General features: G+C 63.2%; 20 protein-coding genes, 1 tRNA gene, 1 other RNA gene and 1 pseudogene. 2 read left to right on the forward strand and 21 right to left on the reverse strand.

Going from position 1 to position 18,560, the window contains the following annotated elements:
* Positions 1-36 precede the first annotated feature (36 nt).
* Complete coding sequence (locus AS9A_RS17765; protein WP_013808494.1) at positions 37-876, reverse strand: nitrile hydratase subunit beta; 840 nt, start codon at positions 874-876, stop codon at positions 37-39.
* A 367-nt stretch (positions 877-1,243) separates the two neighbouring features.
* Between AS9A_RS17765 and AS9A_RS17770 the strand changes: the two genes are divergently transcribed.
* Both AS9A_RS17770 and AS9A_RS17775 read left to right on the forward strand, forming a co-directional pair.
* Entirely contained in the window at positions 1,244-1,669 is a 426-nt protein-coding gene (locus tag AS9A_RS17770; protein ID WP_013808495.1) for a YdeI/OmpD-associated family protein, read from the forward strand.
* Positions 1,670-1,870: 201 nt separating this feature from the next.
* Complete coding sequence (locus AS9A_RS17775; RefSeq protein WP_041451190.1) at positions 1,871-2,572, forward strand: CDP-alcohol phosphatidyltransferase family protein; 702 nt, start codon at positions 1,871-1,873, stop codon at positions 2,570-2,572.
* On the opposite strand, the gene AS9A_RS17780 is transcribed toward AS9A_RS17775, so the two are convergent.
* The 20 genes and pseudogenes from AS9A_RS17780 to AS9A_RS17860 form a co-directional block, all read right to left on the reverse strand.
* Positions 2,527-3,429, reverse strand: coding sequence for a methyltransferase domain-containing protein (locus AS9A_RS17780; protein ID WP_013808497.1), 903 nt, complete (start codon positions 3,427-3,429; stop codon positions 2,527-2,529). The genes AS9A_RS17775 and AS9A_RS17780 overlap by 46 nt on opposite strands.
* Positions 3,426-4,157 (reverse strand): class I SAM-dependent methyltransferase, encoded by a 732-nt coding sequence (locus AS9A_RS17785; protein WP_148262503.1) that lies wholly within the window; start codon positions 4,155-4,157, stop codon positions 3,426-3,428. The genes AS9A_RS17780 and AS9A_RS17785 overlap by 4 nt, the downstream gene beginning before the upstream one ends.
* A complete protein-coding gene (locus tag AS9A_RS17790) occupies positions 4,154-4,843 on the reverse strand; it encodes a RibD family protein (protein ID WP_013808499.1) in 690 nt (229 codons plus the stop codon). Before AS9A_RS17790 ends, AS9A_RS17785 begins: the two co-directional genes overlap by 4 nt.
* A complete protein-coding gene (locus AS9A_RS17795; protein ID WP_013808500.1) occupies positions 4,836-5,705 on the reverse strand; it encodes a lysylphosphatidylglycerol synthase domain-containing protein in 870 nt (289 codons plus the stop codon). The genes AS9A_RS17790 and AS9A_RS17795 overlap by 8 nt, the downstream gene beginning before the upstream one ends.
* Positions 5,702-6,715, reverse strand: a complete 1,014-nt coding sequence (locus AS9A_RS17800) for a glycosyltransferase family 4 protein (protein ID WP_041451191.1) — start codon at positions 6,713-6,715, stop codon at positions 5,702-5,704. Before AS9A_RS17800 ends, AS9A_RS17795 begins: the two co-directional genes overlap by 4 nt.
* Entirely contained in the window at positions 6,712-7,110 is a 399-nt protein-coding gene (locus AS9A_RS17805; RefSeq protein WP_013808502.1) for a 6-pyruvoyl trahydropterin synthase family protein, read from the reverse strand. Before AS9A_RS17805 ends, AS9A_RS17800 begins: the two co-directional genes overlap by 4 nt.
* Positions 7,098-8,093 carry a zinc-dependent alcohol dehydrogenase gene (locus AS9A_RS17810; protein WP_041452162.1) on the reverse strand — a complete coding sequence of 332 codons (996 nt, stop codon included), beginning with the start codon at positions 8,091-8,093 and terminating at the stop codon, positions 7,098-7,100. The genes AS9A_RS17805 and AS9A_RS17810 overlap by 13 nt, the downstream gene beginning before the upstream one ends.
* A 97-nt stretch (positions 8,094-8,190) precedes the next feature.
* A complete protein-coding gene (locus tag AS9A_RS17815) occupies positions 8,191-9,837 on the reverse strand; it encodes an alkaline phosphatase family protein (RefSeq protein ID WP_237707835.1) in 1,647 nt (548 codons plus the stop codon).
* Between the two features lie 287 nt (positions 9,838-10,124).
* Positions 10,125-10,197: transfer RNA gene (locus AS9A_RS17820), tRNA-Ala, on the reverse strand.
* A gap of 75 nt (positions 10,198-10,272) precedes the next feature.
* Entirely contained in the window at positions 10,273-11,007 is a 735-nt protein-coding gene (locus AS9A_RS17825) for a DsbA family protein (RefSeq protein ID WP_013808506.1), read from the reverse strand.
* 58 nt (positions 11,008-11,065) lie between these two features.
* Positions 11,066-11,608 (reverse strand): nucleoside transporter C-terminal domain-containing protein, encoded by a 543-nt coding sequence (locus tag AS9A_RS25005; RefSeq protein ID WP_407636577.1) that lies wholly within the window; start codon positions 11,606-11,608, stop codon positions 11,066-11,068.
* Positions 11,609-11,744: 136 nt separating this feature from the next.
* A pseudogene (locus AS9A_RS25010) lies at positions 11,745-12,272 on the reverse strand (Na+ dependent nucleoside transporter N-terminal domain-containing protein); the annotation flags it as partial.
* A gap of 142 nt (positions 12,273-12,414) precedes the next feature.
* Positions 12,415-12,794, reverse strand: a transfer-messenger RNA (tmRNA) gene (ssrA, locus tag AS9A_RS23430).
* 179 nt (positions 12,795-12,973) lie between these two features.
* Positions 12,974-13,177, reverse strand: a complete 204-nt coding sequence (locus AS9A_RS22875) for a hypothetical protein (protein WP_013808508.1) — start codon at positions 13,175-13,177, stop codon at positions 12,974-12,976.
* Entirely contained in the window at positions 13,158-13,766 is a 609-nt protein-coding gene (locus tag AS9A_RS17835) for a hypothetical protein (RefSeq protein ID WP_049793779.1), read from the reverse strand. Before AS9A_RS17835 ends, AS9A_RS22875 begins: the two co-directional genes overlap by 20 nt.
* Positions 13,767-13,966: 200 nt before the next feature.
* The gene (gene smpB, locus AS9A_RS17840; RefSeq protein WP_041451192.1) at positions 13,967-14,443 is read right to left on the reverse strand and encodes an SsrA-binding protein SmpB; all 477 of its coding nucleotides are present in this window, start codon (positions 14,441-14,443) and stop codon (positions 13,967-13,969) included.
* 67 nt (positions 14,444-14,510) lie between these two features.
* Positions 14,511-15,413 carry a permease-like cell division protein FtsX gene (gene ftsX / locus AS9A_RS17845; RefSeq protein ID WP_013808511.1) on the reverse strand — a complete coding sequence of 301 codons (903 nt, stop codon included), beginning with the start codon at positions 15,411-15,413 and terminating at the stop codon, positions 14,511-14,513.
* Complete coding sequence (ftsE, locus tag AS9A_RS17850; protein ID WP_013808512.1) at positions 15,413-16,102, reverse strand: cell division ATP-binding protein FtsE; 690 nt, start codon at positions 16,100-16,102, stop codon at positions 15,413-15,415. Before ftsE ends, ftsX begins: the two co-directional genes overlap by 1 nt.
* A gap of 46 nt (positions 16,103-16,148) precedes the next feature.
* Positions 16,149-17,261 (reverse strand): peptide chain release factor 2, encoded by a 1,113-nt coding sequence (gene prfB / locus AS9A_RS17855; RefSeq protein ID WP_013808513.1) that lies wholly within the window; start codon positions 17,259-17,261, stop codon positions 16,149-16,151.
* Between the two features lie 63 nt (positions 17,262-17,324).
* On the reverse strand, positions 17,325-18,491 hold the full coding sequence (locus tag AS9A_RS17860) for a GTP-binding protein (protein WP_013808514.1): 1,167 nt from the start codon (positions 18,489-18,491) through the stop codon (positions 17,325-17,327).
* Positions 18,492-18,560 lie beyond the last annotated feature (69 nt).

Genomic DNA, 18,560 nt, shown 5'->3' on the forward strand with positions numbered 1-18,560 from the left:
GGGTGCCGGATCATCGGAAACGGAAGGGACCGTCGCCTAGGGTGCTGCTTTCAGCCAGCGCTCGGGTAACTCCGTTTGCAGGCTGTCGTCCGTCGTGCCTGTGTAGCCATGCCACAACTCCGCCATGTTGAACCGGACGACGTAGAACCACTCCGCCTTCGCATCGGGCCGGTCCCAGGTCTCGTCCTCTGCGGCTGGGCTCTCGTACGCAACGGAAGCGATCTCCCCTTTGGCGCCGCGCACGTATTCAGGGGTGCGGGTATACAGCAGGGCGGGCAGTTCGCGCACCACCACTGGATCGCCGACCTGGAACTTCGGTTCACCGGCCTGGCCGGCATACACTTGCGGATCACCCTTGCCGACCGCATGCAAGTGGTGCTTGTTGCGTTTGACCTGGGAACCGTCACCCTCGAACTTGGGTTGCGCCGCGATCGCCTTGCCGTCGAGACCGCCCTCGTACCGGGCAGCAACCTCGGCCATCCGTTCGCTCAGCTCGCCGAGGCCAATGTGGTGTTTTTCGACAAGCACGCGAGCGACCGCCAACAGCCAGCGACCGTAGTACGGAATCCCCAGGTAGACCGCGCGCCCCACGTCGACATTGCCCATCCGGCGCCGCTCTTCCGACAACCAGATCCCGCGCCAGGCGAGCACCTCACAGATCACATAGGTGTTGTGCTCCCACACCTCGTACTGCTTGTTCTCGTACTTCATCGGCGCATCCGGTTCCCCGCCCACGTCGTGAACCGTCTTCATGTACGCGTTGAACCGCTCGTGGTCGAGGAGATCCGGAGTCGGTGCCTCCGGAATTTCCGGATAGGAGGATTTGAGCCGGGCCACCAAATCAAGACGGGCTGCACGTTCCGCCGCTGTACTCATGAAGGCTCCCATCGCTGCGAGGGAAAGGTGATGACTACTGGAGATCTGATGAGGGTCTTAGAAGACACCCGGGTGCTGTCGCATCACCCTGGGCAGGCCGATGGCCGCCATGCACGGCTGGCGACGAAGTAGCTTCGCTACAACGTTTCACAAAGACAAATTTATGCCTCATGAGCTGCTGGCGTATAGGTTTCTCAACAAACGGTTCGAGGCAGAATGAGGGACTGGTTAGCAGTCTCATCCCGGCATCGCCGGACAGCCGGCCAGCGTCCGCTAATTCCCGGCTTGGGAACCGGGGTATTCCGCGAGCGTCCGGCCTGCGAAAAGCGCTTACGCTGACATAAACGGAACCTCCAGGAGCAGTGCAATGACCAAGGAACGGCCTGTCGAAAACACATCCGCTTCGTCGGCAATCGTCTTCAACGGGCGCGTGCAGAAAGTCGGTGACCGGGCAATTCTGCGGTTTCCCGACAAGACGAGCGCACAACTGCCGTCGCGTGGCCAGGTCGCGGTAAAGGCCGTGTTGAATGGGCACGCCTTTGCAACGGTTGTCGAACCTGATGGCATGCGGGGCCATTGGCTTCCGGTCGAGAATTCGCTGATCGACCTTCTCGCTCTCGATGCCAACGATCCGGTGACGCTCGAAGTCGAACCGACCAAAGACTGGCCAGAGCCCGAACTGCCCGACGACTTCCGGGCCGCTCTACTCGAGGCTCCAGATATCGCAGAGGAATGGCGCACCATCACGTCGATGGCGCGCTGGGAATGGGTGCGTTGGATCAACGCCACGTAGAACCCGCAGACGCGCGCGCGTCGCGTCGCGGTCAGCATCTCGAAACTGCGCTCTGGCAAACGACGCCCGTGCTGTTTCGATCTCTCGTCATGCACCGACCCGGAATTGTCGAAAAGTGGCAAGCTCGCAGGCGCGTGACCAACTTGATGCCCCGAAATCGACCTCGTCGGCGCGGACCGAGCGACCATGTAGAGAGGAAGCGTGGCATTGCTTCGACCGTGGGTGCTGACCGGCTTCGCCGCGCAGCTGGTGGTGCTGGCTGTCCTTGCCGGCTTCGTCCACGTGAGCGCGCTGGGATGGTTGGTCGGACTCGCATTCAGTGCCGTGGTCAACATAGTGGTCGCGAAGGGTCTTGACCGGGAGGGTCTTACTATTCTCGGGCCGGCGAACCAGGTCACGCTCGCGAGGGCCATCCTGGTCGGCGGCGTCGCCGCGCTGGTGGTCAGCGGATTCAGCACTGACATCCCGCCCGCCCTGCTCGTAGGCCTCACTGTGCCCGCCCTGATCCTCGACGGAGTGGACGGCTGGGTCGCACGGCGCACCCGGTCGGTGTCGGCGACGGGCGCTCTCTTCGACCAGGAAGTCGACGCATTCCTGATACTCGTCCTGAGCATCCAAGTCAGCAGAACGCTCGGCGCCTGGGTGTTGGTGATCGGAGTGGCCCGCTATGCGCTCTGGGCCGCCGAGCGGCTGTGGCCATGGCTACGAAAACCGGTACCGCCACGCTACTGGGGCAAGGTGGTGGCGGCGGTGCAAGGCATCGCGCTGATCATCGCGGTCGCGGATGTGCTGCCGCCGGTCGCCAACATCATCATCGTCGGCGTTGCGCTGGCGCTGTTGTGTGAGTCGTTCGGTCGCTACATATTCTGGCTTTGGCGGAAGCGACCCACGAAATCGAGCTGATGCGCGATGTAGACCAACTCCCCCGCGGCCAGTTGCCGACGGCGCTCGGCCAGCCAATCGGCAAGCTCCGCGGCTCCCACCCAATCCTGGCGAACCCGTAAAGCGTCCCGGATCGTGTCGAGGATGATGCGCACGAAGTAGGCCTCTTCGGCCGGATAGCTCCCGTCCGGGCCCGGGCACACAACCCAGTCCGACGACCCTGCTGCCAGCGCGGGCGCCCCCGCGTCCCGCAGGTAGTGAAACAGCCGTCGACCCGTGCGGCTTTCCCCCGCCGGACGTCCGTAGCGGACTCGCTCGTCCATGTCGCGGTGATACGCCCGCAGGACCTGGTCGTCGGCGGAGTGAGAGGGCTCGAAGATGCTTTCACCGTCGTAGTTGATCGTGAACCAGTAGACGCCGCCGGGGACGAGAAGCTGCAGCAAGCCGGGCAGGACCGTCGGCACGTCCACCAAGTCGAGGACGGCGTTGGCGATCAGCACATCCGCCCGCACCTCGTGAGCGGCCTCCACGTAACTCCCGAGCTCGGCCTGCACGAGGCGCACCCGAAGATCGCCCACCTGAAGCCCATCAGGCAGTAATTCGCTGCGCAGACCGCGAGCGGCCGCCCAATCGGACAACCATTGGCGAGAAGAATCCAGCAACTCCCGATCCGTGTCCAACAAAATGTACTCGCCGACGCTGACCACTCCCCAGTCCATCAGGCGGGCCACCATCGTCCCCAGCCCAGCGCCGACCTCCAGCACTCGCGGCGCATCCGCGGGCATCAGCCGCCGCAACTCGTCCAGGACGTGCCGGTTGAGCGCCCGGTCGTCGACGGTCGTCTTCGCCGCCAGATAGCGGCCATAGTCAAAGGTCATTTCTCGGCCACCATCGCGAACTTGCGCACCCGCCCGCTGCCCAGCCAGTCACTCCACAGCTCATGGGACGTGATCAGATCGGCGGTAGCCTGTGTCCCGATCTCAGCGGCGATCTCACTGCGATGCGCTCGATAACTGAGAAACAGCGCGGTCGCCATCGCGTGATGGGAGGCGGTGCAGTCCTGCTGCCAGGTCACGGTCAGCCCAGCGTTGCCCAGCACGGCCGTCAGTTCCGGAAGCTCGATAGGCCAGACCGTATCGGCGGCGGGCATCCGCTCGCGCTCCTGGTGGGTCAGCGGGCGGCCTTCCTCGACCGTGAAGGCGAAACGTCCACCCGGCTCCAGCACGCGCACCACTTCACGAACGAGGGCGTCTTTGTCGCGGAAAGCGAGCATCGTCTCCAGCAGAAAAACCACCTCGAAGTTGCCATCGGGCAGCGGCGGGATGTCGATCTGCTCGAAACGGCACGGTAGGTCTTCGGCCCGCTCCCGTGCGGTGGACAGTGAGCTAGCGGAGCGATCGATGCCCAAGTAGTTGCACCCGAACTCCGCGCTGATCATCCGGCCGGGGCCAGCGACCCCGCAGCACAGATCGAGCACTGAGACGCCGAGACCGACCCGGGCCTGGCGAGCCAGCTGCCGGACCTCGCCCGCCGACACAAAGCTCTCCTGGCCCACATACTCGGCCGCGGGGAAGGCAGACGCCCGCGCCCGTTCCAGCGCGCTCACGTGGCGAAGCGCGCTGAGAGCGCATAGCGCAACAGGACGACGTCGCCGATCTGACGCGTTTCGGCAAGCGTGGCGCGGTGGTCCGGATTCCACGGGAACTGTCCGTCGCCGACGAGGCGGCAGCCTCGTGAATCACCGACGAAGAACGGCGCCACGACTAGTTGCAGCTCATCCGCCAGACCAGCCGTGAGGAACTGAGTGAGGATCGTTCGTCCGCCCTCGACCATCAACCGGCGAACCCCTCGGTCGCCCAAATCGCTGATCAGCCACTGCATGTCAACGCCGTCACCCGCATCGACGACCGTGGCCACCGATTCGAGCCGTCGGGCCGCCTCTGTTGCGCTGGCCTTCGCGCAGTAGACGATCTTGTCGGCGGGACCGCAAGTGAAGAAGTTCGCGGCGGCGTCTAGGAGACCGCGCCGGGTTACCGTGACCTTGATCGGCGATGGCGACAACCCTCTTGCGACTCGCTGTTCCCGACGTTCGGCTGATCGGACCAGCAGCCTGGGGTTGTCGTTGCGGATGGTGTTCGCGCCGACGAGGATCGCATCGCAGGATGCCCGAACATCGTCGACCCGGTCGAAGTCGGCGTCATTGGACAGCAGAAGGCGTGGAGCTGTTGCGGTGTCGAGGTAGCCGTCGAGCGACATGCTGCAACTGAGCAGTGTGTAGGGACGTTCAGCCATTCGCGGACGACCCTTCGAGGAGTTCACCAGATCTCTGCAGCCGTCGATGTGGGACCAACAACATGATCGCACCGGGAAGTGCTGCTGCGATGGTGAATACGCCAAATGCGGTGGAGACGGCAAGCCCTTGCGCGCCGCCCAGCCCGGCCGCTCCGAACGCCCACACGGCCGCGCCCTCGCGCGGTCCCCAGCCGCCGACATTGACCGGAAGTGCCGCCACCACCAACACCAGCAAGGTCAGGGGCAGAAGGTGCGCCATCGAGACGTCAACTCCAACGGTGTGGGCGGCGAGGACGAAGGTCGCGGCGTGACCCACCACGACGGCTATTGAAGCAAGCACGATTCCCGGCCACGCGCGCGGTACGAGGCCGAACCGCCACACCACCGCAATCAGCCCGACGAGGACAACAGAGACTATGGCAAGCACCGCCACAGGCACCGGGGACGGCAGAACGGCAAGCGCCACGACGGTCAGCGAAATCAACACGAGTTGACCGGCGACGCGTTCCTCCACGACCGCTCGTCCCGCACGCGGCACAGTGCCGACATCCAAACCATGCCGCACGGCGCGGTGAACGTCGCCGAGTACACCGCCGGGGAGCGCGATATTGAGGAACTGCGACTTGTAGTAGGCGGCAACGGCATCCCGCATGGGAAGTTTGAGGGCGAGGCCGTCTGCCACGAGCCGCCACCGCCACGCTGAACACACCGTGGTGGCGAGGGCGATTGTCGCCGCGATGGCGATCGACGGAATGCTGACCGCCTGAAAGCCCGCCACAAACGGTCCGGTACCGAACTGAACCACCAGTAGGACGAGGATCGCGACAGCGACCGCGACCTGTAGGAAAACGCGCACTTTCATCCGGCGAGTACCTCGGCAACTCGCTCGGTGGTTGCCTGCCATGTGGGCAGCGACCTCCTGCGGTCCCGTGCCGCGCTGCGGAGCCGGTGACGGAGCTGAGAATCCTGCAACCAGCGAGCCAATTCTGCGGCCAGTGCGCCGGCGTCACCCAGCGGTACAAACAGGCCAGGCGAAGTACCGTCAGCGGCGGTACCGACGGCCTCGGGGATGCCGCCCACCTCGGACGCCACCACGGGAACGCCCCGGGCAAGCGCCTCGCAGATCACCATTCCGTACGTCTCGCTCCGCGATGCCAGCACGAGTAGATCGGCAGTGGCGTACTTCTTCGAAACGGCATCTGTGTCGAGAGCCCCGGTGAAGGTGACCCGACCGGCGATCCGCGAGGTGTGCAACTGCTGCCGCAGACGATCGACGAAGACGGGTTCACGATCCAGCGGACCGGCGAGGGTGCAATGCCATGACAGTTCGGCGATGCGGTCCAGCGCGTCGAGCAGAAGGTCGTGACCCTTGTGTTCGGCGACTGTCGCCACGCACAACAGCTGTCGCCCCTCCGGACTTCCACATGCGAGTTCAGCGGAGTCCACGCCGGGATGGGCCACGTGCACGCAACCGGGCTCCAGACCGTACTCGGCCAGCAGCTTCTCCCGCGTCCAGCGGCTGGTAGTGACGATTGAGTCGGCTACCCAAAGCACTTCGCGCTCAAGCTGGTTCTCGGGGAGCATGTGCACCAGCACAACCAGCCGAAGGCGTCTGGCCGCCGACACAAGAACCTGCGGCATGGCAGAGACGATGATGCCGTCGACGAGCACCACCGAGTCGTCCGGAATCTCGGCCGTCACCTCGGTGACTTCAACACCCTCGGGCCGCGGCCAGCAGCCCGCGACCGGCTGGACGCATACCTGCCACCCCAGCCGGGTGAGCCCCTCCGCGATCCGACGGTCGTAGTAATTGCCGCCGCTCGGACGGGCTGGATCGTCGAAGCCCTCGGGCACCAGGAGATGAACGGTCATGGTGTTCGTTCGTACGACGCCCACGCCACATGCGACTCACGAAGCGTCACCATGATCCCGGCAAGCCCGGAAGCACTTTCGCCGAGCTCGCCAGCATGAATGCGGTCCACCAGCCGGTCAGCTACGAGCTTCGCGAGCACCTCGGTGGTGGTGTTCGTGCCCGCCAGGGACGGATCGTCGTCGAGGTTCCGATAGTTCAGGTCCGAGAGCACCGAGTGCAATGCAGTAGTCGCAGCGCCGATATCGACGACGATGCCGTTCGGGTCGAGTTCGGTCCGGCGGAACGTCGCATCGACGACGTACGTGGCGCCATGCAACCTCTGTGCGGGCCCGAACACCTCGCCACGCAGGCTGTGCGCGATCATCATGTGCTCACGCACCGTCACACTGAACACGGCTTTTCACTCCCTTCGTAGGTGATCACGTGGCACAGGCCTGGCAGCGAACCGAGCTTTGCCATCGTTTCGGGCAACTGATCAAACGGCGACGTGCTGCTCAGCAATGCGTCAAAGGCCGGGTCTCGGAGAAGTTCCAGGGCAAGTTTGCGCCGGTCCGTGTTCGTTCGGCTCGTCCTCCGAACCGGAGCGACCAGGCCGACTTGGCTGGAACGGATTGCCAGCCGCCGCGAATGGAACGCTCCGCCAAACGGGACCTGGACGTCGGTATCGCCGTACCAGCTCACTTCGATCACTTCCCCCTCGGTGGCCAGCAGCTGCAAAGCCAACCGCAAACCTTCGGCCGTCGCAGTGGCGTGGATGACGCGATCCTGTTCCCGAGGGGCGTCGCCGGCCTCCGCGAACTCGACACCCAGCGCTGCCGCGACCTCGGCACGTGAGGTGTCCACATCGACGAGCCTGACCGAAACTTCGGGAAACTTGGCGAGCAGCCGGGCCACGCAGCAGCCGATCATCCCGGCACCCACGACCGTGACCCGATCACCGATGAGCGGCGGCGCGTCCCAGAGCACGTTCACCGCCGTCTCCACTGCGCCGGTGAGTGCCGCCCGCGCGGGCGGCACGTCGTCCGGCACGACGACCACGGCGTCGGCGGGGACAACGTAGCGGGTCTGGTGTGGGTAGAGGCAGAACACCGTGCGACCTACCAGTTCCGCCGGCCCCTCCTCGACTTCCCCGACATTGAGGTAGCCGTACTTCACCGGCCCTGGGAAGTCCCCGTCCTGAAATGGTGCCCGCATCGCCTGATGCTGGTCGGCCGGGACGCCGCCGCGAAACACCAGCATCTCGGTACCGCGGCTGATCCCGCTGAACAGAGTTCGGACCAACACCTCGTCGGGATTCACGGGTGGCAGCCGAACGTCGCGGAGCTCGCCCAGCCCCGGGGCACGCACCCAGTAAGCACGTGCGTCACCCTCAGACATCGGCCCTCCGAATAGCTTTCGTTCCATGGCCCGTGCACCGTGTATACCACGTCGGTAGGGCCGAAACGTGGGCATTGCTTCGACTGAGCGAGCGGCCCTACTTGCTAAAAGCGGTCAGGAACCGGTCGCGGAAGGACTCCATCGGCCAGACCGGAGCGTGTGGGCTCGGCCGCAGCCCGGTCTCCCAACCCCAGTCCGCGATCTGGTCCAGCACGGCCTGGTCGCGGGTGACGATCGTGATCGGGACGTCCAAGCCCTTGTTCTCGCCAATGAGGTAGGTGGGCGGCTGGTGGTCACCGAGGAGAAAGAGCACCAGGTCGTCGTCGCCGTAGGTCTGCACATAGGAGACCAGCGTGGACAGCGAGTATTCGATGGCTCGGCGGTAACCGTCGCGCATACGGGCGTTATCGAGCATGACCACCTGCGCGGAAGCGCTTTGCCCGGCGTCGGGCTCGTCGAAGACGGCGCCGTCGCCGACGTCGTTCCAGTCGCGCAGGTAGGGAATCATATGCCACGGCCAGTGACTGGTCACGAGTGCGATCTCCGCCATCACCGGCTCCCGGCCCGCGCGCTCGCGTTCGGTGCGTTGGAAGAAGGACAGCGTGTACTGGTCTGGGGCTTGAAAGCCGAAGTAGGTTCGGGATCGGATGTCGAGGCTCTCCTCGTCGTAGATCTGGTCGAAGCCGTAGTAGTCTCCCGCCGGCCACGGGCCTCGGTTGGCCGGCATGACCGCGACGGTCCGCCAATCGGTGTTGAAGGCGCTCGTGAGCGTGAGCCGGTCGCTTTCGACGAGCTTGTCGAAGCTGTACTGGTTTGCCACCCGCAGCCCGGACTGCAACGTTGCGTGCGCCAGCCAACTGTCGCCGCCGGATACCGGCGAGGTGAGGTATCCACTGCGCGAGCCGAATCCGGCCGCATCGAGCTGGCGGGTTCCATCGTCGAGCACCGCCTTGACCGTTGGCGCGAACTCCGGGTCCTCGAGCGCGATCCGCCCGTAGCTCTCCACAAAGGCGAAGACGACGTCCTTCCCGCGTAGCGCGGCGAGCGGACCCACGACCGAAGTGTCGTCAGCGGCGCTCAACTCAGCGTCGAATTGTCGCTGATTCTCAGCGCTCGTCCGCACCTGGTGGCCGGCCTGGTAGGCGAGCTCCACGACGCTCCGCGACGCCACCGGCAACGATGGCGCGAGCTGCACGGAGAATGTGAGGCACACCAGCCAGATGACGGCCAGTCCGGCGACCGTGCGTCCCGTCGTGCGCCGGTGATTGGTGGCGACGCGCGCAAGCCGCCCGACAGACAGCGCCAGGACCAGGACCACGGCAATTGCGAGGACGGCGGCCCCGCCCGCGACGGCGAACGCACCGAGCAAGCCGATCTCCCTTTCGAGCAGGGACACTCCGTTGCCGAGCTGAGGCCAGTCGAAGACCGGATCGAACTGCCTGCCCCGGATACCGGAAAAGGCCATCTGGATGATGCGCAGCAGGGTCAGCAAGCCGAGCAGGGAGCCTAGGGCGAGAGCCACAATCCGGCGTGGGCGTGCTGGCAGAACGAGCAGAAGCGCGGCAGCGAGCAGTCCCTCCACGGGGATCCGCAGTATCGCCAGGGGGGTTAGGTGCTGGATGTCGGGAGGTGCGATGAGTGCGAGGAAGACCAGCAGGGCAGCGAGGGTGGTGAGGAGCCATTCGGGGACACGACGGCGCGTGGTTCGCTCCCCCGCGTGCCGCACTGTCTGCGATCGATCCATGTGCACCCTGACCCCGAACGGACAATTACTGCGCGGCTCTAAAACGCGACGGCCTGATGATCCTCGCGCTGCGAACCCAGCCGAGAGTTCTGCCGACGACGAGCTCCACTTCGTCACCTTCGGTCAGCGTCCCCCACAACTCGGGCTCGACACAAGGGAATTGCCGAGGACTACGGCGACTTCACGAGCATTGTCGGCAATGCGTCACCGGCGCTCGCGAGCGTCGAGAAGGCAATCGAGCACGAAAAAACCGCTGAGTGCCATTCGGACTCAGCGGTTATCGAAAGTGGAGCTAAGGGGACTCGAACCCCTGACCCCCACACTGCCAGTGTGGTGCGCTACCAGCTGCGCCATAGCCCCGTTCACATCAGCCTATCGGGCCGGTGCTCGACCGAAATTACACCACGTCGAGCAGTTCCGGCAAATCTGCTGGGGTCACTCGCCTATCAGGTTGTTCAGCCAGTGCCGGTTGTTCCAGTCGACGATTTCGCCGTCCGCGACCACGGTCGGCGTTCCCTGGCCGCCCGCGGCCTCCATGGCCGCGCGAGCTAGGTCGGCGTGCTCGCGGGCGGCGTCTTCCCGCGCCCCCGTCGTAATGCAGTCAACTGCGGCATCGTCGGCGCCCGCCTCGCGCGCGACGTCCGCGAGTTCCGCATTCGTGCGGTCCTCTCCGCTTCGCGGCTTCGCCTCATAGAGCGCAGCGTGGAACGCGCTGAACGCTGCACCATTGCCCGTTTCGGCCACACATTCAGCTGCCGCCGCGGCGCGAGTGGAATACGTGCCGCTGCCCGATGCGGGGTCGAGGAAGTTCATCGTGTTGTACTCGACCAAGATTTCGCCCTCGTCGACCACCCGCGCGATGTGCTGGCCGAACAGCCGCTCGAAGGACTGGCACCCTTCACACATATGGTCTTCGAATATGGCGATCGAGCGGGGCGCGTCCGGGAAGCCGAGCACGATGACACCGTCGTCGGCGATCGCCACGGGCGCTTCACGGACTGTTCCATACCCCTCGTCTACGGGTTCACTTGTGCGCTGCTGCCACAGCACCATCCCGACTACAGCGATTGCGGCAATGACGACAGCGATCGCACCGAGGATGTACGTCGCTGAGTTGGAAGGTTTCTCGGGAGTGTAGGCGCTCTTGCTCGGCGTCTTCCTCGCGCTCACTGTCGTCCTTCCGCTGTTCGTTGAGGGGCGGTACTAGCGTGCCATAGCGCACTGACAATCAGATGAGGAGCCCGACCATCGTTGCGCTGATGAAGCTCACGAGCGTTGCACCGTACAGCAGCCGGAGACCGAATCTTGCGATCGTGTCGCCCTGCGCCAGCGCGAGCCCTTTGACCGCTCCCGCGATGATTCCGATGGACGCGAAGTTCGCGAACGAAACCAGGAACACTGCCACGATCGCGTAGGCGCGGTCCGACAACTCGTATTCCCCCGCCGCGATTTGTGTCATCGCCACGAACTCGTTCGTCACGAGTTTCGTTGCCATCAAACTCCCTGCGTCCACTATCTCCGATGGCGGAACCCCCGTCAGGAACGCCAGCGGCGCGAACACGTAGCCCATCACCTGCTGGAATGTCACACCGAAGATTCCGTTGAAGACACCGTTCACCATCGCGATCAGCGCGACGAAGCCGATCAGCATCGCAGCAACGGTGAATCGCCACGCGGAAACCGTCCCAGATGTATTCGGTGAGCATCTCGAAGAACGACCGGTGCCGCGCGTCGGAGAAGACGGCCACGTCCTCGGAGGGTTCGAGGTCATACGGATTGATCAGCGTCACCACGATGAAGATGCCGAAGAAGTTCAGCGCGATCGCCGTGACCACATATTGCGGGTCGAGGAGCACCATGTACGAGCCCATGATCGAGGCGGAGACCGTCGACATTGCCGCGGCCGCCAGCGTGTAAAGCCGTCGTTCATTGAGGTGGTGCAGCTGGTTCTTCAGCGCAATGAAGACCTCAGACTGGCCTAGAAGCAAGGACGCCGATGCGCCGAATGATTCGAGCTTGCCAAGGCCGTTGATCTTTCCGACAGCGAGACCCAGATACCGGATCACGACATGCAAGAGCCTCGACCATTCGAGGATGCCGATAATCGCCGAGATGAACACGATCGGCATGAGCACTGCCATGAAGAACGCTGGGCTGAGGCCGTTCGTCGCGTCTGGATCACCAGCGAGGCCACCGAACACAAATGACGTTCCCTCGAACGCGAACTCGAGGAGCCGGCTGAAGCCACTGGCTATCCCGTCGACGACGGTCTGGCCAACTGCGGTTCGGATAAGGAAGAAACCGAGAACCACCTGGATCGCAAGCATGATGGCCACGTATTTGAGCCGTTTGAGCGCCAGCTTCCGGTCATAGCTGGCAGCCCAGGCCAGCGTCATGAAAACGGCGAGACCAGCTATCCCTACGGCGTAGTGCATACGACCCCTTGAGGTTTGTGCTGCCTCGCGGTGGTGACACCGCGAAAAGATCACTTTCGCCAATGGTGGGGCAGCCCGCAACTCGAACGAGGGTGAACGGAGATAACAAAACGGCCCGGACCTTGTCGGTCCGGGCCGCTTCTGGTGGAGCTGCCGGGAATTGAACCCGGGTCCTCCGCAGTGTTGATGGGGCTTCTCCGTGCGCAGTCCGTTGTGTCTCTACTCGGATCTCACAGTCTCACGGACGAGCTGTGATGACGATCCCAGTCACTGTTTGATGTCCCATCTACCCCCGTGACCGGGGTAAACGGTTTGTCCCTCTAGTCGACGCCAGGGTCCGGGCCGAGGGCCTTCCCGGTCTGACGAGCCATCTGCCTAACTAAGCTGCGAGAGCGAAGTCAGACTGGCTGCGCTGAGCATTGTCGGCGCTTATTGGTTTGCAACGACGCTTAACGGTGGTCTCTTGCCTGCACCGGCACGCTTCCCCCATCGCGACGAACAGAGTCGAAACCGATCAGCCCCTCGCGCCTGGGTTCTACAGGACTACCTACTCTAACGCCTCCCGGCGGCCCTGTCATTCCCGTTATCTGTTGTCAATTTCCTCGTGCACCGCACATTCGCGCAACATACTGCAGATCTACTCGGGAAACGTCCCGAGGAAATCCACAGTATCTTTAGGCAATCTGCGGTTCCTGAGGAGATTAACACCGTGGCCGCTCAGACCATTCCCCGGATGGCGCTGGCCGGTGCTTCGCCTCAGCAAGTGCTTCCGAGATGCGGTGGAAAAGTTCATCAGGTCGCTCAAGGTCGGCCCACACCCAGCGCACCACCAGCCAGCCCAGCCTTCGCAGCGCGTCTTCGCGCTGTTTCTCGCGAAAGACGTCATCATCCCGGCTGTACTTCATGCGCCCATCGAACTCTCCGACCACGCCGCACGGAAAGAGGAAGTCCACGCGCGCAAATCACCTTGCCGCGCTTGTCCCGGATAGACGCCTGGAGGCACGGCATCTGAAGTCCGTATCGATGCATGAACACCCTGCTGCGTGATTCACCTGGGCTCTCGCTTCGCTCGTCGAGGAAAGCGATTGCCTTTTCTGCCTCCCGGATACCCGTGCAGTGGCGCGCTTCATCTAACTCGCTGCTCAACTGGTCTCTGGTAGCCAGACCTCGCTGGAGCGCAGCGTCACCAATCACGACGGCCTGCTCGAATGGCACCGTCCGGGCGATATCGACGACCGTTCGCGCGGGCGTCGTGACGGGCAGACCTGCGACCAGTCCCGAACCAGAAGCCGAACCGGAGTGCACGTGCATGTCACCAGTTACCCGCCCCGCGGAGCGGTGACCACGCGTGACATGCACCCGTTTCTGGTCCAGACCCCATGTCGGCAGGCCATGCATGACCGCGGCCGATGAGTGGCTCAATACAGCATCGCCATGCCGTCGCGCGGCCGAAACTGCTGCGACGCGGAGGAGGTGGCGCTGTTCAGTAGACATTGCTGCCCACTCTCGGCTGCGGACATAGCAATCGCGGCGCAACTTAAGCAGCTCCGACCCACCCCGTCGACGTTACCTGGGCGGCAGATCCGTCAGCAGCAGCTTTCGGCAGGCCGCATATCTCTCAATCGTCACGCGGAGAGTGTGCCGCAAATCCAGCGAGCCACGAGAAATCTATCCACATCCCTGTGGATAACTTCCTATCCGCTCATTCCCTTGATACGACGGCCGAGTTCGCGTGTGGCTTCGCGTTCCGCGGTACGGCGAGCGAGGTCCTGGCGTTTGTCGTGCAACTGTTTGCCTCGCGCGAGCGCGAGTTCCACTTTCACTTTGCCATCGGAGAAGTACATGGAGAGCGGGACGAGCGTCAGTTGTCCTTCACGGGTCTTTCCCACGAGGTGCTCAATTTCGCGTTTATGGAGCAGCAACTTCCGTGTCCGCCGCGGTTCGTGATTCGTCCAACTGCCTTGCCCATATTCGGGGATGTGCAGGCCGCGCAGCCAGATTTCGCCGTCGTCGACCGTGGCATACGCGTCTACCAGCGATGCCTTACCTTCCCGCAGGGTCTTCACTTCGGTGCCGAGCAGCACGACGCCCGCTTCGTAGACGTCGATGATCGCGTAGTTGTGGCGCGCCTTCTTGTTGCTCGCGATGACCTTGCGGCCCTTCTCTTTCACGTCAGGGCCCTTTCTGGATTCCTTCTGATCATGACCTTCCAACGATACGGGCACACGCAACTGGTTTTCACTCGCGCACGTACCACCGCAACGTCAAGTATCCCGTGATTGCGGACAGCACGGCCGCCGCTCCCACGAGCCATGGTGAGACCGAGGCGATCGCGGCGTTCGTTATCGGCGCGACAATGTTCGATTGGTAGACCTCACTGAGGACGTCGTCGAGGAATACATTCTTCGTAACGAAGAGACCACCCACCGCAACGAGCGCACCGGCAAGTGCGGCGACCACCGCTTCGAGCAGGAAAGGCAGCTGTGTGTACCAGCGTGTGGCACCGACGAGCCGCATGATGCTGACTTCCGTACGGCGGGTGAAGGCAGCGATCTGAACCATATTCGCGATGAGCATGAGCGCCGCGAACGCCTGGAAGATCGCAATCGCGAACGCGCCGTTGCGAAGGCCGTCCAGAACGGAGAACAACCGCTGCACTAGTTCTTCCTGGTTCCGGACGGATTCGACTCCCGGGTACAGGTTGAAGTGCTCATAGATAGCGACGAACTGATCGGGGTCGTCGAGCCGGACCCGGAACGACGCGGGCAGCGCCTCAGGGCGAACCAGGTCGAGGATCTCCGGGTTGTTCTCGAACGTCTCCCGATAAATCTCGAGCGCTTCCTCACGACTGACATAGCGCACGTCTGTGACACCAGGGAACTCGCCGAGATCTTCCCGGAGCGTCGAACAGATGTCTGTCTCACATCCCGGGTCGGCGGTACTGATGTCGTCCGTCAGGAAAATCTCGACTTCAACGTTGTCGAGATAAAGCTGCTCCGTCTTGTTCGTCATGTCGACGACGAGCAGCCCTCCTCCGAAGAGGCCGAGCGATATCGCGGTCGTGATGATCATGGCGAGAGTCATCGTGATGTTGCGGGTGAGCCCCGCGAAGACCTCGCGGATGATAAGGGTGAGTCGCATTACCGCCCTACTCCATAGATACCGCTCTTCTCATCACGGACGACTGCACCATGACTGAGTTCGACGACGCGCTTACGCATCGCATCGACGATGTGGTTGTCGTGCGTCGCCATCAGAACCGTCGTACCGGTCCGATTGATGCGTTCAAGCAGGAGCATGATGTCGTTGCTGGTATCCGGATCCAGGTTGCCTGTCGGCTCGTCCGCGAGCAGCACCTTCGGTTTGTTGACGAATGCGCGTGCCATCGCTACGCGCTGCTGTTCACCGCCCGAAAGCTCGTCCGGCAATCGATTGGCTTTACCCTCGAGGCCCACCAGCTGCAGCACCTCAGGCAGCGTCTCGCGAATCTCACTGCGCGACTTCCCTATCACCTGGAGCGCGAAAGCCACGTTCTCCTGGACCGTCTTCTTAGGCAGCAGCCGGAAATCCTGGAAGACGCAGCCGACGCTTTGGCGCAGCTTCGGCACTTTGCGCGCCGGAAGCTTGTTTACATGAAAGTCCGCGACGTGGATGTCGCCCGAAGTCGGCACATCGTCGCGGAGCAGAAGGCGCAGGAGCGTGGACTTTCCCGATCCCGACGGCCCAATGAGAAAAGCGAACTCACCGGATTTGATCGAGACGGACACGTTGTCCAGCGCGGGGCGTGTCGAGGTCTTGTACGACTTCGTCACGTTCTCGAGGCTGATCACGCCGCCGAGTGTATAGCGCTACACCGACAGCTAGCATTTTCGCGTCCTAGACCGTTTCGCTCTTGCGCCATCGAATGCCTGCTTCGATGAAACGATCGATCTCTCCGTCGAGCACTGTGGAGGGGTTGTTCACCTCGACTTCAGTCCGAAGGTCCTTGACCATTTGGTAAGGATGCAGAACGTACGAGCGCATCTGGTTGCCCCATGAGCTGCCGCTTTCGCTCTTCAGCGCGTCCATCTCCGCGCGCTCTTCGTGGCGCTTGCGCTCGAGAAGCTTGGCCTGCAGGACGCGCATCGCGGCGGCCTTGTTCTGCAGCTGCGACTTCTCGTTCTGGCAGGACACCACGATGCCGGTCGGGAGGTGCGTGATGCGTACCGCGGAGTCGGTCGTGTTAACGGACTGTCCGCCAGGTCCTGAGGAACGGAAGACGTCCACTCGCAGCTCAGTTTCGGGGATATCAATGCTATCGGTCGTCTCGACCACAGGAAGGACCTCCACCTCAGCGAAGGACGTCTGGCGGCGCGCCTGATTGTCGAACGGACTGATCCGCACGAGCCGGTGGGTCCCCTGCTCGACGGAGAGCGTGCCGTACATGTAGGGCGCTTTGACGGCGAAGGTCGCGCTCTTGATGCCCGCCTCTTCGGCGTATGACGTGTCGTAGACCTCGACCGAGTACTTGTGTTTCTCGGCCCAGCGGATGTACATGCGCATCAGCATTTCCGCCCAGTCGGCAGCATCGATGCCACCCGCGCCGGACCGAATCGTGACGAGTGCTTCGCGCTGGTCGTATTCACCGGACAGGAGGGTGCGGACCTCGAGGAGCTCGATTTCTGCTCGGAGCGCCGTACGCTCATCGTCAGCTTCAGTCGTAGCTTCCTGCGCGGCAACGCCCTCCTCGGCTTCGGCGAGTTCGTACATCACGGGGAGGTCGTCGACGCGCTGACGCAGTTCCTCCAAGCGCCGCAGTTCGCCTTGCGCATACGAGAGCTGGCTGGTGACCTGCTGCGCATGCTCCTGGTCGTCCCAGAGATCGGGTGATGCCGCCTGGTCTTCGAGTTCGCGGATCCGCCGGCGCAACTCGTCGATGTCAACTACCGCCTCGACAGACTTCAGAGTGTTGTCGAGGTCGGCGATATCTGCGGAAACATCAGGATGCACAATCCTCTAGCCTACCCGCTTCCCCACCACGACGACGCCAGCCCCGGGACGCTTGGCGGCAGCTCAGTGCTGGTGGACAAGCTGCGCAACCTCCCACTGGGGGAACGGGTCAGCGTAACTCCGCCACTGTGCGGGTCCGGCCTTGAGTTCACGATCGGTCAGCAGCGCCCGTGCGAGCGCGAGCTGCGGTTTTGACTGGTCAAGCTTAAGACCGATGAGGACGATCTCCTGGCCAGGCTGCACATCGACGTCCCTCCAGCGCTGGGCTGGATCGATCGTGAGATGCGGCCCCGCCTGCGACCACACCGCGGCGTAGGGGTGGCGACTTGCGAGCCAGCAGAACCCTTTACTGCGCAGCAGGCCTGTGAAGCCCTGGATTGCCTCCGCCAAGCGTTCCGGGTGGAACGGCCGATCGCTGCGAAAGGTCACGCTGCTGATTCCGTATTCTTCGGTTTCTGGAGTGTGACCCGCTGCGAGTTCTTCTGCCCATCCGGGGGCCTCCCATGCTTGCTCGCGGTCGAAGAGTCCAGTGGCGAGTACCTCGTCAAGCGCCACCATTCCATGCGAGGTCCGGAGGATCCGGGCGTGTGGATTGAGTCGCCGTACTGTGGCCTCGACTACACCCGTCACTGCCTCCGTGACCAGATCGGTCTTGTTCAGCAGGATGACATCCGCGAACTCCACTTGGTCAACGAGCAGATCAGAGATAGTCCGGGAATCTCCGTCCCCTGCTTCGAGATCTCGCTGCGCGAGATGTTCACCGCGGGCGAGTTCTGCCAGAAACGTCGACGAGTCGACAACTGTGACCATCGTGTCGAGCCGCGCCAGCGTGCCGAGCCGGAACCCCCCTTCGAATTCCCACTCGAAGGTCGCAGCCACGGGCATGGGTTCGGAGATGCCCGTGGACTCGATGAGGATCTGGTCGAATCTGCCTTCTCGCGCGAGCGTACCGACCGACTCGACGAGGTCTTCCCGAAGAGTGCAGCAGATGCAGCCATTGGTGAGCTCGACCAGCTTTTCTTCCGTCCTATCGAGGTGCGGCTCTTTCCCGAACGCGCCGCTGACGAGGCGGGCGTCGATGTTCACCTCGCTCATGTCATTGACGATGACAGCGACGCGCCGGCCCTCGCGATTCGCGAGGACATGGTTGAGCAGCGTCGTCTTGCCGGCGCCGAGGAAACCAGACAGGACGGTGACAGGGATCAGGTCCCGTTCAGCAACTGAAGTCATTTATTAATAGTAACCGTTTTCAATAAGGGCATCCACGCACTCCCGTGAAGCGCACGAGTAGCGTTTCCC

The organism is Hoyosella subflava DQS3-9A1 (genome assembly GCF_000214175.1).
GTDB classification, from domain to species: Bacteria; Actinomycetota; Actinomycetes; order Mycobacteriales; family Mycobacteriaceae; genus Hoyosella; species Hoyosella subflava.